Genomic DNA, 14,599 nt, shown 5'->3' with positions numbered 1-14,599 from the left:
AGGAGGAAGAGCCCGAGTATTTCGCAGCGAAGCCGGCGCGTATTGAACAAAATTGCAGGCAGGCTAGCCAATCGCGCAGAGGTAGTATCCCGGCGTTAGCCCAAACTGTTTATGGAAGGCGCGGGTAAAGTGGCTCTGATCGGCAAAGCCCGCCATCAGCGCCGCTTCGGCCAGGCCGTATCCCTCCGTCAGCAGCCGGCGGGCCAGGCGCACGCGGGACTGAATCAGATAGGCGTGCGGGGTGATCCCGGTTTCGCGGGCGAAGCCGCGTATCAGCTGGAAACGGCTGATGCCGCAAAGCGCGGCGAGATGTTCGAGGGTTATCTTATTTTCCGGCGCATCGTCGAGATACTCTTTTGCCAGGGCGATGCTCGGCGACCCGGGCTGTCGCGGCGCTTTCACCAGCAGGTGACGGCGCGAGATCTGCATCAGGCAGAGAAGAAACGCTTCCTCTACGGCGGCGCCGTCGGGGGACGCGGCGCGGATTTCGCGGAACATGCGCGCCATCAGTCCGTTCAGCCGAGGATCCTCAACCACCGGGCGCAGGATAATATCTTGCGCTTTTGCGCCGCCGGGGAGCGCCTGCTCGACCAGCAGGGGGTCGATATACAGCATCTGCCAGCCGCGAGGGCCGTGTAGCGGCGCGCCGTCGTGAATTTCGCCGGGGTTGACCATAATGACGTTGCCCGCAGCGGCGTCAACTTTGCCGATATGACTCCAGGAACGCTGGGCGCCGTGGGTAAAAATACCGATGCCGAACCGGTCGTGGGAGTGGCGGGAGAAGCTGTGCTCGGTGAGTAGCGACAGCGCTTCAAGACCGGCGAGCGGAACTTTGTGCTGCTGAACCTGATGTACATACCGCGTCACGTTATCTCTCCGTTTACCGATAGCCCTGTACCCAGTCTGGCAGCGTCAGCCCAGGAATCAAGCGCGCGGCGCGTTTAGCCGTGCCGGCGGCGGGCCTCTTACGGCCTTAAAATAACAGTTAGCTAACATATTTGGGCTACAATAGCGCTCTGTACCGCGCCGGCGCTTCTTTGCGCGCCAGTGCAAATAGAGTGGATCAATTATGGATATTAAACAGCTTAAGTATCTTATCGCCCTCGATCGGACCCGTCATTTTGGCCAGGCCGCGGCGGCCTGTCATATCACCCAGCCGACGCTCTCGATGCGTATTCGCAGCCTCGAAGATGAGCTGAACCTCGTGCTGATCCAGCGCGGGCAGCGCTTCGAAGGGTTTACCCCCGAAGGCGAGCGCATTCTGGCGTGGGCGCGGGCGCTGCTTGCCGCCCACGACGGGCTGGAGGCGGAGGCGGCGATTTGCCGCGGGCAGATGGTGGGTCAGCTGCGGGTCGGCATGGTGCCGCTGGCCAGCCTCAACCCGATGCAGCTGATTAAGCCCCTGACGGAGAAGTATCCCGAGCTGCAGTTTAGCCTGCTGTCGCTGACCTCGGAGCAGATTATCGACGGCGTGAGCCGTAATCAGCTCGATCTCGGGATCTGCTACCTGCACCACGTCGATAGCCAGCTGTTTAACGTGCAGCGGCTGCCGGCGACCCGGATGGGGCTACTGCACGATAAACGCCATTTTCAGTTCGCCGAAGGCATCCCCGGCTGGGAGGCGCTGGCCGAGCTGCCGCTCGGCTTTCTCACCAAAGGGATGTACTACCGCGAATCGATCGAGATGAGCTTTAAAGCGAAAGGGCTAACGCCGAAATACGTTTTTGAAAGCGACTCTACCTTTCAGATAATCCAGGCGGTACAGGCGGGGGTCTGCTGCGCCATTATGCCGCTCAATAATGGCCTCGAGGAGCTGAGCGATAATCTGGAGATTATCCCGATTGCCGAAACGGCAGTGGATTCGATGCTGGCGCTGATTATGCGCAATAAAGAGCCGGTGTCGTCGCTGGCGGAAAAATGCTTTGCCGATGCGCAGGCGATATTTGGCTAACTCTTTAGCCGCATATAATGTATGAATTAACGCTCTAAAGACATCGGGGCGTTAATTAAGAATATCGCGGAACCGTTGCGTAATTAATGACAGCCGTAGGCGGTTATTCTGCCATAAAGATCCTGGAACGACTCTTCCGTTAGCACATCGCCCCGCAGCACCGAAACGGTAAAATGAAAGAACGGCGTGAAGATGCTATCCATATCGCTATATTCGTGCTGCTTTAAACCGCAGGCGGCATACAGCCTGCCGGCCAGGGTGGTGGACGGGAAACGGGCGATATCAAGCAGCTTCCCCGTAGCGTCCGGAGATGAGACAACCGTTCTTAGCGCCTGCTCCCCGGCGCTTTTATGCGCAATGAAGCCGTTATAACCGGTGGAAAAATACTGCGCGCTGGCGATGGTTTTTACAGCAGCAGGTAATTCAATTTTCGCGCTGACTGCCGCAGCCGGACAAGCTATTAATAGCGGAACCAGTAATTGTACAATGATTTTTGTTTTTTTAAGCATCGGGCTTGAGCCATAAATAATTCATTGGACATCTATAGCACGCGAAAAAAATAGCGATCAATAAATAGCGCTGATTAACCGTTTTGCCATTGATATTTATCAGGTCAGTGAATATGGGGTTTTTATTATATTGGCGACAGAGGGGCTTATAAAGCAAGACCCCGGCGCTGCCGTCGCCGCCGGGAGAGACCCGGCGACGCGGCGTGAGGTTAGATTTTTTCCAGGCTGATGCCGCGAGTTTTCGGCCCAAAAATTCCGACCGAGAGCATCACCATCAGCATGCTGGCGACGATAAAGCTAATGACTCCCGGCGCGCCGGCGTATTGCAGAATGATGCCGATCAGAATGCTGGTGACCGCCGTCGACAGGCGGCTGAACGAGTAGCAGAAGCCAACCGCCCGGGCGCGAATATGGGTCGGGAACACTTCGGCCTGATAGGCATGATAGCTGATGGTCAGCCAGGCGTTGGACCAGGTGATCATAAACCCGCAGATAACCAGCATCACCGGGCTATTCTGCAGGGCGAACAGGGTGCCGAACACCACCGTCATCAGCGCGGAGAGTACGATCTGCCATTTGTTCTCAAAGCGGTGAACAAAGCGGGTGCAGAACAGGCAGCCAATCGGATAGGCGAGGGTAATGAAAAAGGCGTACAGCAGGCTGTGGGTAATGCTGGCGCCCTGGCCTGACAGCAGCGCCGGCAGCCAGTTGCCGAAGCCAAAAAAGCCGATCGCCTGGAAGAAGTTCATCACCATCAGCATGATGGTGCGTTGGCGATACTCCGGCGCCCAAATCTCTTTAAAGGTGCCGGTCTGCGTTTTGGCTGTCCCGGGCTGCGTACGGTGCTGCGGCGAGGGGGCAATACCGCAGCGCCGCTCCATCTCGCACATTACCGCGTGCGCGTCGTCGTTGCGGCCTTTGACCTCCAGCCAGCGGGCCGATTCCGGCAGCTTCTTGCGGATGACCCAGATAACCAGCGAGCACAGCGCGCCGAAGATAATAACCCAGCGCCAGCCGCTCAGGCCGAACAGGGTGATGGGCACCAGCATCCATGACATCAGCGCCACGGAGGGCACCGAGAGAAACTGAATGAAGAAGGCAAAGGCGAAGGCTTTATTACGCAGATGGGTTGGAACCCATTCGCTCAGGTAGGTGTCGATGGTGACCAGCTCAATGCCGAGGCCAATGCCGACGAGGAAGCGGAAGAAGATCACCCCCTCCGCGCTGCTCTGAAAGGCCATCAGCAGCGAGAAGACGCCGTACCAGGCAAGCGCAAACATAAAGGTCAGGCGGCGGCCGAGCTTATCCGCCAGCGGCGCGAGGAGGCTGGCGCCGATAAACAGGCCGAAAAAGGTCGCCGAGGCGAAGGCGGCCTGATCCGATATACCGAAAACTCCCTGCGCGCCGACGTGGAAAATATTCTCCGCAAGCAGGCCGGTGCTGATGTATCCGGTCTGAAAAAGATCGTACAGCTCGAAGAATCCCCCGAGCGCCAGCAGGGTGATAAATGACCACAGGCCGAAGGAGCCGGGCAGCGCGTCGATACGGCTGGTTAAGCTGGAGTGGGGCTGTCCCGCGGAGGCCAAAGGCGCATCCCCCAGAACGTGGGTGGTAGACATATTATTATTTCCCTCAGAAAAATGTTCGCCTGCTAATGTTAATTGATTGTTAATAGTTTTAAATTTTTAATCATCGTCTCTATATCCATTCTTCAGAAGGATATCTGGCGAATTTTCTCAGAGGTTGTGGAATGCGCTGGTTTTCCGCCAGCGTGCGCGGCGGATTTGAATGAAATGACTAACAGGCCGCAGAAGCGGGCTTTCAGGATTTAACCGCGGGTGGTCACGGAACGCGCCGGCGATGAGCGTATCGCTTTACTCCGGCTGGTAGACAATCCGGTAGCCGTCGCCGACCGCCTTAAGCCGGGCAAAGCCGGCGCCGGCGAGGTGCATGCCGGCAATCAGCCACTGCTCGCGCGCCGCCTGCGCCAGAATCCGTTTCCGTGTGCCTGCCGCTTCGACGGGGTCGGCGTCAAAGGCGATAGCCACGGCCGGCAGGGCCGACTGAATGTGCGGAAAATGGACAATATCGCCCCAGATCAGCAGGGGCTTATCCCCGGCATCGATGCGAAATCCGCTATGGCCCGGCGTATGGCCGGGTAGCCAGATCGGGCGAATGCCGGGGAGCACCTCATCTTCCGTCAGCAGGTTAACCCGCTGTCCATAGGCCGCCAGCGCGCGGCGAAACAGCGTAAAATTGCGCTGGACGCGTTCGCTGGCCCGCATGAACAGGGTCTCATCCTGCCAGTAATCGATCTCCCGCGGGTGCAGATACAGCCGCGCATTTTTATAGACGGCCTCGCCGTCGGCGTCGAGCAGCCCGCCGATATGGTCGGGGTGGCCGTGGGTCAGGAGGAGCGTATCGACGTCGGCCGGGGCGATACCCAGCTCGCGAAGGCGCAGGGGGAGCTCTCCTCCGGCGTTATTCCGCCCGCCGGTGCCGGAATCAACGAGGATCGTACGCCCCCGGCCGCGAATCAGATAGGCATTGATATGCAGCGCTTCCGGGTCAGCTATTCCGGCAGCCCGCTGCCTTTCGTCGGCTTCCTGCGGGTCAATGCCCGAAAGTATCCCGAGGCTGACGGACATATTTCCGTCGCTCAAGGCGCTCACCAGATAATCGCCAACCTGACGGCTGATAAAGTTAACGATGCGCACGATCGCCTCCTTTTTGCGGACGTAGCTGCCCGGTTAGCGGCTGATACCGGTGGATATCCGCCGCTGCGGTGAGCAGGGCGGCATGGTCTGCCGAAATGACGTACGCCAGCCGGCCTTCAGGGAAGCTATCCAGACCAGCGGCCCGCAGCCGCCACGCCCGGTAACCCAGCTCATGGGCAATAAAGTCGATGGGCCGCGCCGCCAGCAGCAGGGTCTGGTCGGGGGATACCGCCGGAGCCGGGGCCGCGCACTGATACAGACTGCGCCGCCAGTCGCCGATGCTGGCCTGCCAGCGGACAAAGCTGCCGCCGCCCTTCAGGCGGTACTCCGCGCCGGTGAGGACCGCGGCGTCTCGGATGGTATGGATGGCCAGATAAGCCGGACAGCCCGGGGTGAGGGCCCTGAAGCGTTGGGAGGTACTGAAGCCGTCAACGCTCAGTAGCGCCGGGAGCTTATCCCGGGTGTAAAAATCGTTCCATTCGGCTTCGCTTGTCGGGTCGGTATAGGTGCATTCAACGATATACAGCATAAACGGGCCTCTGCATGAAGGAATTATCAGCGTCTTGCTGATAATTCCTCATGTTAATGGCTGTATTACGCCGTCTGAATCGATATTATTTCATCAGTTAGTGATATTTCGTCACTGAACGCACTCGTAGCCGAAGGGGCGCTATTATGCGAAGAAAACTGCCCAGCAGCGCGTCATTACAGGCCTTTGAAGCGGCGGCAAGGCACGGTAATTTTGCCCGCGCGGCGGAGGAACTCTCCCTGACCGAAGGGGCGATCAGTCGGCAGATTGGGCGGCTTGAAGCCCTGCTAAACTGCCGATTATTCGACCGCGCGGGCACCCGCGTGCGGCTGAACCCCAACGGCGCGCGCTACGCCCACCGCGTGCGCGAGACCCTTGAGCGCCTCGACCGGGATACCCAGTACCTGACGGGAATAGCCGACGGCAGCCGCAGCCTCGAGATTGCCGCACTGCCAACCTTCGCCAGCCGCTGGTTGATCCCACGGCTCAGCGGTTTTTACCGTCGGCACCCGGATATCACGCTGAATATTGCGGTGCGCACGGATCCCTTTATTCTCACCGGCAGCGGGTTTGACGCGGCGGTCCATTTTGAGCACCCGGCGTGGGCCGGAATGCGTATCCGCTTTCTGCTCCAGGAAACGCTGGTCCCGGTGTGCCACCCCTCGCTGCTGACCGATCGCGACGGCGGGGAGCAGCTGAACGCGCTGCCGCGTATTCATCGGCGGCAAAATCCGGATGCGTGGCAGCTGTACTCCCGGGAGAGCGGTATCGCGCTGGATAATCCGTCCCGGGGCGTGCGCTACGATCTGCATGAGATGGCTATCTCCGCCGCGCAGGCCGGGCTTGGCGTCGCGCTGGTGCCGCAGGTGTACGTCGAAAAAGAGCTCAGCAGCGGGGCGCTGGCCGCTCCCTGGCCGGTCTCTACGCGGCTAAGCAAAAATTTCTGCCTGGTTAAGCCGGTTGAAACGGGCATCAATGAGAGCGCGTTAGCGGATTTTGAGCGCTGGCTGCTGGCGGAAATTGGCGGCGGTGCGGCATAACGGGCGCTGATTTTGCCACCGGCGCGGCAGGGGGTTATCAATCGTGCTGGTGAGCGAATGCGGATTGCCTACGCGGATCGCAGGGGGTGAGAGTGCAGGGACTGGGCGGGAAGAGAAAAGCCCCGGCGGGCGAGAGGCCTGCCGGGGAGGGAGATTACAGATCGAAACGATCGAGGTTCATCACTTTGGTCCACGCCGCCACGAAGTCTTTGACCAGCTTCTGCTGCGCGTCCTGGCTGGCGTAAACTTCCGCCAGCGCGCGTAGCACCGAGTTGGAACCAAATACCAGGTCGGCGCGGGTGGCGGTGAATTTGCTCTCGCCGCTCTTACGATCGCGGCCTTCAAACAGTTCACCGCTTTCGTCGGTGGCTTTCCAGACCGTCGCCATGCTCAGCAGGTTGACGAAGAAGTCGTTGCTGAGAACGCCCCGGCGGTCGGTGAAGACGCCGTGCTGGCTGCCGTCGAAGTTGGCGCCCAGTACGCGTAAACCACCGACCAGCACGGTAAGCTCCGGCGCGGTCAGCGTCAGCTGCTGGGCCTTATCCAGCAGCAGCGTTTCGGTTGAAACGCCCCCTTCAATGCGGCGATAGTTGCGGAAACCATCCGCCAGCGGCTCCAGCAAACCGACGGATTCGATATCGGTCTGATCCTGACGCGCGTCCACGCGGCCCGGCGCAAACGGTACGGTGACCTGCACGCCAGCGGCGGCGGCGGCCTGCTCAACGCCGACCGAGCCCGCCAGCACGATAACATCGGCGAGCGATGCTTTACCGGACGCTTTTTGAATCGCCTGCAGGGTAGGCAGAACCTTCGCCGCAATGGCGTTGACCGGCCAGTCTTTCTGCGGCGCCAGCGCCAGACGCGCGCCGTTGGCCCCGCCGCGCTTATCGCCGCCGCGGAAGGTGGAAGCCGAAGCCCAGGCAACGGAAACCAGTTCGCTAACCGACAGGCCCGCATCGGCAATGGCGGTTTTCAGGGTGGCGATATCCGCTTCGCTCGGGCTGTGGACAGCAGCCGGGAGCGGGTCTTGCCAGATCAGGTCTTCTTTCGGGACTTCCGGTCCGAGGTAGCGGGATTTTGGCCCCATATCACGGTGAATCAGCTTGAACCAGGCGCGGGCAAAGGCTTCGTTAAACGCCTGCGGATCGTTGAGGAAACGGCGGGAAATCTTATCGAATTCCGGGTCGAAGCGTAGCGTCAGGTCGGTAACCAGCATCGTTGGCTTACGCTTTTTCTCCGGGTCAAACGGATCCGGGATCAGGTCCGGCGCGTCTTTGGCTTCAAACTGAATGGCGCCAGCCGGGCTGCGGGTCTGTACCCACTCATATTTGTAGAGGTTTTCGAAGAAGTAGTTGCTCCACTGGGTCGGCGTCTGGGTCCAGACGACTTCAAGGCCCGAGGTGATAGCGTCCGCCCCGGCGCCGCTGCCGTAGGTGCTGGACCAGCCGAGGCCCTGGGCCTCAATGGCGGCCGCTTCCGGCTCGGCGCCTACGTGGCTGGTGACCGCCGCGCCGTGGGTTTTACCCAGCGTATGGCCGCCGGCAATCAGGGCGACGATCTCTTCATCGTCCATCCCCATGTTGCCAAAGGTGGCGCGAATCGCCGCCGCTGCGGAGAGCGGCTCGCCGCTGGCGTTCGGGCCTTCAGGGTTGACGTAAATCAGGCCCATTTCGGTTGCGCCCAGCGGCTGCTGCGCCAGGCTTTCCGGATGGCGGTGCTCAAGCCAGGCTTTTTCATGACCCCAGTCAACGTCGAGGTCCGGTTCCCACACGTCTTCGCGTCCGGCGCCGAAGCCAAAGGTACGGAAACCGGCATTCTCCAACGCCACGTTCCCCGCCAGCATATAGAGGTCGGCCCAGGAGATTTTCTGGCCATATTTTTGTTTGACCGGCCACAGCAGGCGGCGGGCCTTATCCAGGCTGACGTTGTCCGGCCAGGAGTTCAGCGGGGCGAAACGCTGCTGGCCGCGGCCGCTGCCGCCGCGCCCGTCAACGGTACGGTAGGTACCGGCACCGTGCCAGGCCATACGAATAAACAGGCCAATGTAGCTGCCCCAGTCCGCCGGCCACCACTCCTGGGAGTCGGTTAGCAGGGCCCGCAGGTCGGCTTTTAGCGCAGAATAATCGAGCTTTTTAAACTCTTCCCGGTAGTTAAATTCTTCGCCCAGCGGATTTGAGCGGTTGGAGTGCTGGTTCAACAGATCCACGCGCAGCTGGTTTGGCCACCAATCTCGGTTGGCTGTGCCGCCACCGGCGCTTTGCGTGGGCGCCGCGGTGTGAAAAGGACACTTCCCTGCGGATGCGTTGTTAGATGAATCGTTAGACATGCTCATATCAGGCTCCGTTTACTTTTGTGAATGCCATTACGATATACACTGCTTCCAATAAGCGATACTTGAATAAATCTACGGAATTAATAGTTATATCCTTTTAACAGCGAGTGATAAAGAAATCCATATGTTATTTGTGGTTAAGGCGCAAAATACGTAAAAGCGACTTACTAACCATAGTATTAACGTATTAGTTTAGGAAACCGCTGCGGCACGTTTGGCGATAAAAGCGTCATTTTGCCAGCAAAATCTTATGCCCCGGCGACGGTGGGCAATATGGGCATTACCAGGGACGCGAAGCCGGGCATCTGCGGCGAAATTTGAGGGGTTGCTGAGCGGTGAGCGCCAGGCTATTACTATTCACGGCCATGTAACTGGCGCCTTGAGACAGAATACTGTCGGGGAGCATGGTCGCAACCGCCGCGCGCCTGGGCATAACTTTGTCTGACGGAGATAAGCTATGCCTGAATTGAGCTCGTTAATGACATTCGCGTTCGTTGCCCTGGGGCTGGTGCTGACCCCCGGGCCGAATATGATCTACCTGACCTCGCGCTCGATCTGCCAGGGCAAACGCGCCGGCCTGATCTCATTAGGCGGCGTGGCGCTGGGATTTGTCTTTTATATGCTATGCGCGGCGCTGGGGATTAGCGCGCTGATCTTTGCGGTGCCCTATGCCTACGATATTTTGCGCATCAGCGGGGTCGTCTACTTACTCTACCTGGCCTGGCAGGCGATAAAACCGGGCGGTCGTTCGCTGTTTGCCGTGCGCGACCTGCCGGCAGACAGCGGCCGTAAGCTCTTTCTGATGGGCTTTATTACCAACCTGGCGAATCCTAAAATCGCCATTATGTATCTGTCGCTATTACCGCAGTTTATCTCCCCCGGCCACGGCAGCATTCTCAGCCAGTCTTTGGTGCTCGGCTTCATCCAGGCATTGATTAGCGTGGCGGTAAACGCGCTGATTGTGGTGATGGCCGGTGAGGTTTCGCTGTTTCTTACCGCTCGCCCGCTCTGGCAGCGCTTGCAGCGCTGGCTGATGGCGACGGTGCTGGCAGGGATGGCGGTCAACATCGCCCTTGAGACGCGTAAATAGCGCCCGGGCAGGCGCGAGCCTGCCTTTCTTCTGCACCAAATCTACGCGCTGCCCCAAAACGACTCCCCATCCTGGTGTGTCGGCGCCGGTAAATATTCCATCCTTTTGATTTTATAATAATTATTATTTTGGCATATGCTTTGCAAGATAAAAACAGAAGGCAGCGCACCATACAATTTAGATGATCAAATAGCTGGCTAGGGTTCCGGTTCACGCAGGTGAATGACTGGTCCGAGAGCTGGCGACCTCTGCGAGGTTACACGGCGGGACAAAAGCCCGGGAGACAGCAGCACCAGTATAGGTGTCGCGCTGCTCCTGTTTTTTGTGCCAACCAGAGGTTCATTATGAAGCGATCGCCACTACTCCGTTCTATCGTTCTGTCACTGGCGCTGTTGGCCAGTTTCCCCTCTTTTGCCGCGGTGAAAAAAGAGCTCAACATCTGCTGGACGATTTATGCCGGCTGGATGCCCTGGGGCACCATCAGCAACGAAAAAATCATCGATAAATGGGCCGGTAAGTACGGTATCAAGATCAATATCGTGCAGCTCAACGACTACATCGAATCGATTAACCAGTATACCGCCGGCCAGTTCGACGGCTGCACCATGACCAATATGGATGCCCTGACCATTCCTGCCGCCGGCGGGGTGGATACCACCGCGTTGATTACCGGCAGCTACTCTGACGGCAACGACGGCGTGGTGCTGAAGGGCGCGGACAAAAAGCTGAGCGACCTGAAAGGGATGCAGGTTTACCTCCCGGAGCTGTCCGTTTCCCACTATCTGCTGGTTCGCGGACTGGAAAAGGCGGGGCTGCAGGAGCGAGATGTCAAAGTGGTCAATACCTCTGACGCCGATATTGTCTCCGCCTTCGGCACCAGCAGCGTGCGCGCCGCCGTGGCGTGGAACCCGCAGCTGTCGGTTATCAAAAAGACCCCGCAAACCAGCGAAGTTTTTAGCTCATCACAGGTACCTGGCGAGATCATCGACATGATGGTGGTCAATACCCAAACCCTGAAAGACAACCCGGCGCTCGGCAAGGCGCTGACCGGCGCGTGGTTTGAAATGATGGCCAAAATGCAGGCCGGAGATAAGACGGCGCTGAGTGCGATGGCGGCGGATTCCGGCACCGACCTCGCTGGCTATCAGGGGCAGCTGAAAACCACCCATCTGTTCTGGACCGCTGCCGATGCGCTGAGGTTCATCTCCAGCCCCGATCTGGCAAAGACCATGCAGCGCGTGGCGCAGTTCTCCTTCGATAAAGGGCTATTGGGCGAGGGCGCCCAGAGCGCTGACTTTATCGGCATGCGCTTCCCGGGTGGCCTCGCCGTCGGTGACGCGGGGAACGTCAGGCTGCGCTTCGACGATAGCTACCTGAAGATGGCCACCGCGGGCCAGCTGTAATGATTGCTGACGGGAGTCAACGCCATGCGACAAATTAACCGCCATCCCCGGCAGGGCCTGCGGCTGACGCTGATGCTGATGCCCTTTGTGCTGATGATCGCCGCCTGGTTTATCGGCTCTGCGCTGCGGCTGGAGGCCAATCCGCAGGACAAGCTGCTGCCCGGACTGTCGCAAATGGCCGCGGCTATTGAGCGGATGGCGTTCACGCCGGACAAACGCAGCGGCGAATACCTGCTGTGGGCCGACACCCTGATCAGCCTCGGCCGCCTGCTGACCGGGCTGGCGCTCTCCTCGCTGGTTGGTCTGGGCATCGGTATCGCCGCCGGCGTTTTTCCGCTCTACCGCGCCGCGCTGTCGCCGCTGATGACCGTGATTTCGATGATCCCGCCGCTGGCGATCCTGCCGGTGCTGTTTATCGTCTTTGGCCTCGATGAGCTCTCCAAGGTGATGCTGATCGTTATCGGGGTGACGCCAATGCTGGCGCGCGATCTGGAGCAGCGGGCGCGGGAAATTCCGGCGGAGCTGTTTATTAAAGCGCAGACCCTCGGCGCCAACAGCTGGACGCTGGTGCTGCGGGTGGTGCTGCCGCAGCTGCTGTCGCGCCTAATCGTCTCCCTGCGCCTGCTGCTGGGGTCGGCGTGGCTATTTCTGATATCGGCGGAGGCCATTTCCGCCACCGCCGGTCTCGGATACCGCATTTTCCTTGTCCGCCGCTACATGGCGATGGACGTCATCATCCCCTATGTGATCTGGATAACCCTGCTGGCCTGGCTGATGGATCTGGCCCTGCGGCAGCTGCACAAAGCCTGCTTCCCGTGGGCGGAAGGAGGCCGGGCATGAGCTTTATTGCCATTAAAAATATCTGGCAGGAGTACGGCGACCACGTGGTGCTGGAACGCATCAATCTCGAGGTCAGAGAGGGGGAGTTCTGTTCAATGGTCGGGGCCTCCGGCTGCGGAAAATCGACCTTTTTGCGCCTGCTGCTGGGCCAGGAGAAGCCGACCCGCGGCGCAATTACCCTTGACGGTCAGCCGCTGGCCGCCGAGCCGGATCGCAGCCGCGGCGTGGTGTTCCAGCGCTATTCGGTATTCCCGCATCTCAACGTGCTGGATAACGTCGCGGTGGGCCTTGAGCTGCCGGCCTCGCCGCTGCTTGGCCGTCTTTTTGGCGCCCGCCGGCGGCTCGCCCGCGAACGGGCGGCGCAGATGCTGGAGAAAGTCGGCCTCTCCCACGCGCTCGATAAGTACCCGGCGCAGCTCTCCGGCGGGATGCAGCAGCGGCTGGCTATCGCCCAGGCCTTCGTGATGCAGCCGCGCATCCTGCTGCTTGATGAGCCGTTTGGCGCCCTCGACCCGGGCATCCGCAAGGATATGCACGGGCTGCTTTTGCAGCTGTGGAGCGAAACGCGGATGACGGTCTTTATGGTCACCCACGATTTGGCCGAAGGCTTCAATCTTGGGACCCGGCTGCTGGTCTTCGACAAGGTGCGCCACGACCCGCAGGCGCCCAACGCCTACGGCGCGCGCGTGACCTACGACATACCGCTTAACGAAGCCCGCATGTCGCAGATGCTCGGCACCGGCAGCGATAACAACGTTTATGCATTAAGGAGATAGTCAGATGAAACCACTTTTTCATTCGTTACCGAGCCTGCGCGAAGAGTTCGTCCCGGGCGGCGGCCATACCTCGTTTATTCTGCGCCGCGGGCAAATTCTGCGCCTGACCGATATCGACGGCGACGCCAACGTCAGCATGATGATGCTCAATCCCCATGAAAAGAGCGAACGCCTGAACCTGCCGGATACGCTGAAAGGTCAGCATACCGCGCGCCTGACGGCCGGGCACTGTTTCTACTCCGATATGGGCCGCGTGCTGGCCGGGATCGTCGCCGATAGCTGCGGCTGGCACGATCCGTTCGGCGGGGTTCTCAACGCCGAAGAGACCTTAGAAAAGTACGGCGCGGGGCGCTACCAGGAGCTGCGCAACGGCTACTACCGCAACGGCGTCGATAACCTGCTGGTTGAAATGGGCAAATGGGATCTGGGCCTGGAGGATCTGCTGATGGTGGTCAACTTCTTCAGCAAGGTCACCGTAACCGCCGACGGCAGCTTCCATTTCTGCGCCGGGCACTCCGTTCCGGGCAGCTACGTCGAGCTGTTCGCGCCGATGGACGTGCTGATTGTCCTCACCGCGCTGCCGCATCCGCAGGACCCCGCCGCGGAATATGCGCCGCGTCCGGTCCAGCTCAGCTGGTACCAGGCCGATGATGAAGCGGCGGCGGTCGCCTCGTTACTGACCCGCGATGAAAACCAGCGCGCGTTTGCCAATACCCAACTTTTTGCCCTCTGAGGAGCCGACCATGAGCCTTGTTACCAGTCCCCGCAACCCGGCTGACGCCGTTTATCGTCACGTGATCCCGGCGGGCGAACCCTGGCTGTTCGAAGTGAAGAAAGGGCAAACCCTGCGGCTGCTCGATCTTGAAGGCAATCAGGCGATCGATACCCTGTTCTATAACGCCGATAACCCGCGCGAGCGCTACGATCCGCAGCGCACGCTGCGTCGCCAGGGGAATGCCTATCTGACGACCGGCAGCGTGCTGTTCTCCAATCTCGGCCGGCCGCTGCTGACCATCGTTGCCGATACCTGCGGCCGCCACGATACCCTCGGCGGCGCCTGTGCCCAGGAGAGCAACACCGTGCGCTACGCCGCGGATAAGCGCTATATGCACAGCTGCCGGGATAATTTCCTCTGCGCCTGCCTGCACGACGGCCGCCTGCACAAGCGCGATATCGGCGCCAATATCAACTTCTTTATGAACGTGCCGGTGACGGAAGAAGGCGGGCTGACCTTTGAAGACGGCATTTCTGCCGCCGGGAAATATGTCGAACTGCGCGCGGAGTGCAATGCGATGGTGCTGATCTCCAACTGCCCGCAGCTGAATAACCCCTGCAACGGCTGGAATCCTACCCCGGCAGAGGTGCTGGTATGGAACTGACCCGCTGGCAGCGCTGGCGGCTGATGGTCTATC

Annotated in this window: 14 protein-coding genes and 2 riboswitches; of the genes, 8 read left to right on the top strand and 6 right to left on the bottom strand. The window is 59.8% G+C overall.

Annotation, left to right across the window (positions count from 1 at the left end):
* Window positions 1–63: 63 nt before the first annotated feature.
* Window positions 64–867 (bottom strand): helix-turn-helix transcriptional regulator, encoded by an 804-nt coding sequence (locus AC1M2H_RS14595; protein ID WP_480147863.1) that lies wholly within the window; start codon window positions 865–867, stop codon window positions 64–66.
* Between the two features lie 202 nt (window positions 868–1,069).
* On the opposite strand from AC1M2H_RS14595, the gene AC1M2H_RS14590 reads away from it, so the two are divergent.
* Window positions 1,070–1,951, top strand: a complete 882-nt coding sequence (locus tag AC1M2H_RS14590; protein WP_480147862.1) for a LysR family transcriptional regulator — start codon at window positions 1,070–1,072, stop codon at window positions 1,949–1,951.
* A gap of 83 nt (window positions 1,952–2,034) precedes the next feature.
* Here AC1M2H_RS14590 and AC1M2H_RS14585 read toward each other — a convergent pair whose 3' ends face one another.
* The 4 genes from AC1M2H_RS14585 to AC1M2H_RS14570 form a co-directional block, all read right to left on the bottom strand.
* On the bottom strand, window positions 2,035–2,460 hold the full coding sequence (locus AC1M2H_RS14585) for an MchS3 family protein (protein ID WP_480147861.1): 426 nt from the start codon (window positions 2,458–2,460) through the stop codon (window positions 2,035–2,037).
* Window positions 2,461–2,669: 209 nt separating this feature from the next.
* Complete coding sequence (locus AC1M2H_RS14580; RefSeq protein WP_480147860.1) at window positions 2,670–4,079, bottom strand: MFS transporter; 1,410 nt, start codon at window positions 4,077–4,079, stop codon at window positions 2,670–2,672.
* Between the two features lie 255 nt (window positions 4,080–4,334).
* Window positions 4,335–5,177 carry an MBL fold metallo-hydrolase gene (locus AC1M2H_RS14575; RefSeq protein ID WP_480147859.1) on the bottom strand — a complete coding sequence of 281 codons (843 nt, stop codon included), beginning with the start codon at window positions 5,175–5,177 and terminating at the stop codon, window positions 4,335–4,337.
* Window positions 5,164–5,706: a sugar ABC transporter gene (locus tag AC1M2H_RS14570; protein ID WP_480147858.1), complete on the bottom strand. Its 543-nt coding sequence runs from the start codon at window positions 5,704–5,706 to the stop codon at window positions 5,164–5,166. Before AC1M2H_RS14570 ends, AC1M2H_RS14575 begins: the two co-directional genes overlap by 14 nt.
* A gap of 146 nt (window positions 5,707–5,852) precedes the next feature.
* Between AC1M2H_RS14570 and AC1M2H_RS14565 the strand changes: the two genes are divergently transcribed.
* Window positions 5,853–6,746 carry a LysR substrate-binding domain-containing protein gene (locus AC1M2H_RS14565; protein ID WP_480147857.1) on the top strand — a complete coding sequence of 298 codons (894 nt, stop codon included), beginning with the start codon at window positions 5,853–5,855 and terminating at the stop codon, window positions 6,744–6,746.
* A 154-nt stretch (window positions 6,747–6,900) separates the two neighbouring features.
* Here the strand turns inward: AC1M2H_RS14565 and katG are convergent, their stop codons facing one another.
* The gene (katG, locus tag AC1M2H_RS14560; protein ID WP_480147856.1) at window positions 6,901–9,078 is read right to left on the bottom strand and encodes a catalase/peroxidase HPI; all 2,178 of its coding nucleotides are present in this window, start codon (window positions 9,076–9,078) and stop codon (window positions 6,901–6,903) included.
* A 357-nt stretch (window positions 9,079–9,435) separates the two neighbouring features.
* A riboswitch (ZMP/ZTP riboswitch) is annotated at window positions 9,436–9,516 on the top strand.
* Between the two features lie 19 nt (window positions 9,517–9,535).
* Here katG and AC1M2H_RS14555 point away from each other — a divergent pair.
* From AC1M2H_RS14555 to AC1M2H_RS14530, 6 genes are all read left to right on the top strand, one after another.
* Entirely contained in the window at window positions 9,536–10,168 is a 633-nt protein-coding gene (locus tag AC1M2H_RS14555) for a LysE family translocator (RefSeq protein ID WP_480147855.1), read from the top strand.
* Between the two features lie 186 nt (window positions 10,169–10,354).
* A riboswitch (guanidine-I (ykkC/yxkD leader) is annotated at window positions 10,355–10,453 on the top strand.
* A gap of 59 nt (window positions 10,454–10,512) precedes the next feature.
* Window positions 10,513–11,571: a putative urea ABC transporter substrate-binding protein gene (locus AC1M2H_RS14550; RefSeq protein ID WP_480147854.1), complete on the top strand. Its 1,059-nt coding sequence runs from the start codon at window positions 10,513–10,515 to the stop codon at window positions 11,569–11,571.
* A gap of 24 nt (window positions 11,572–11,595) precedes the next feature.
* Window positions 11,596–12,411, top strand: a complete 816-nt coding sequence (locus tag AC1M2H_RS14545; protein ID WP_480147853.1) for an ABC transporter permease — start codon at window positions 11,596–11,598, stop codon at window positions 12,409–12,411.
* Window positions 12,408–13,187, top strand: coding sequence for an ABC transporter ATP-binding protein (locus tag AC1M2H_RS14540; protein WP_480147852.1), 780 nt, complete (start codon window positions 12,408–12,410; stop codon window positions 13,185–13,187). Before AC1M2H_RS14545 ends, AC1M2H_RS14540 begins: the two co-directional genes overlap by 4 nt.
* A gap of 4 nt (window positions 13,188–13,191) precedes the next feature.
* Entirely contained in the window at window positions 13,192–13,920 is a 729-nt protein-coding gene (locus tag AC1M2H_RS14535; RefSeq protein ID WP_480147851.1) for an urea amidolyase associated protein UAAP1, read from the top strand.
* Between the two features lie 10 nt (window positions 13,921–13,930).
* Window positions 13,931–14,566, top strand: a complete 636-nt coding sequence (locus AC1M2H_RS14530) for an urea amidolyase associated protein UAAP2 (RefSeq protein WP_133599820.1) — start codon at window positions 13,931–13,933, stop codon at window positions 14,564–14,566.
* Window positions 14,567–14,599: the final 33 nt, after the last annotated feature.

The organism is Klebsiella sp. F11 (assembly GCF_056712265.1).
Note: the sequence above shows the minus strand (reverse complement) of the source record. Positions and strands in the feature narration are given on the sequence as shown.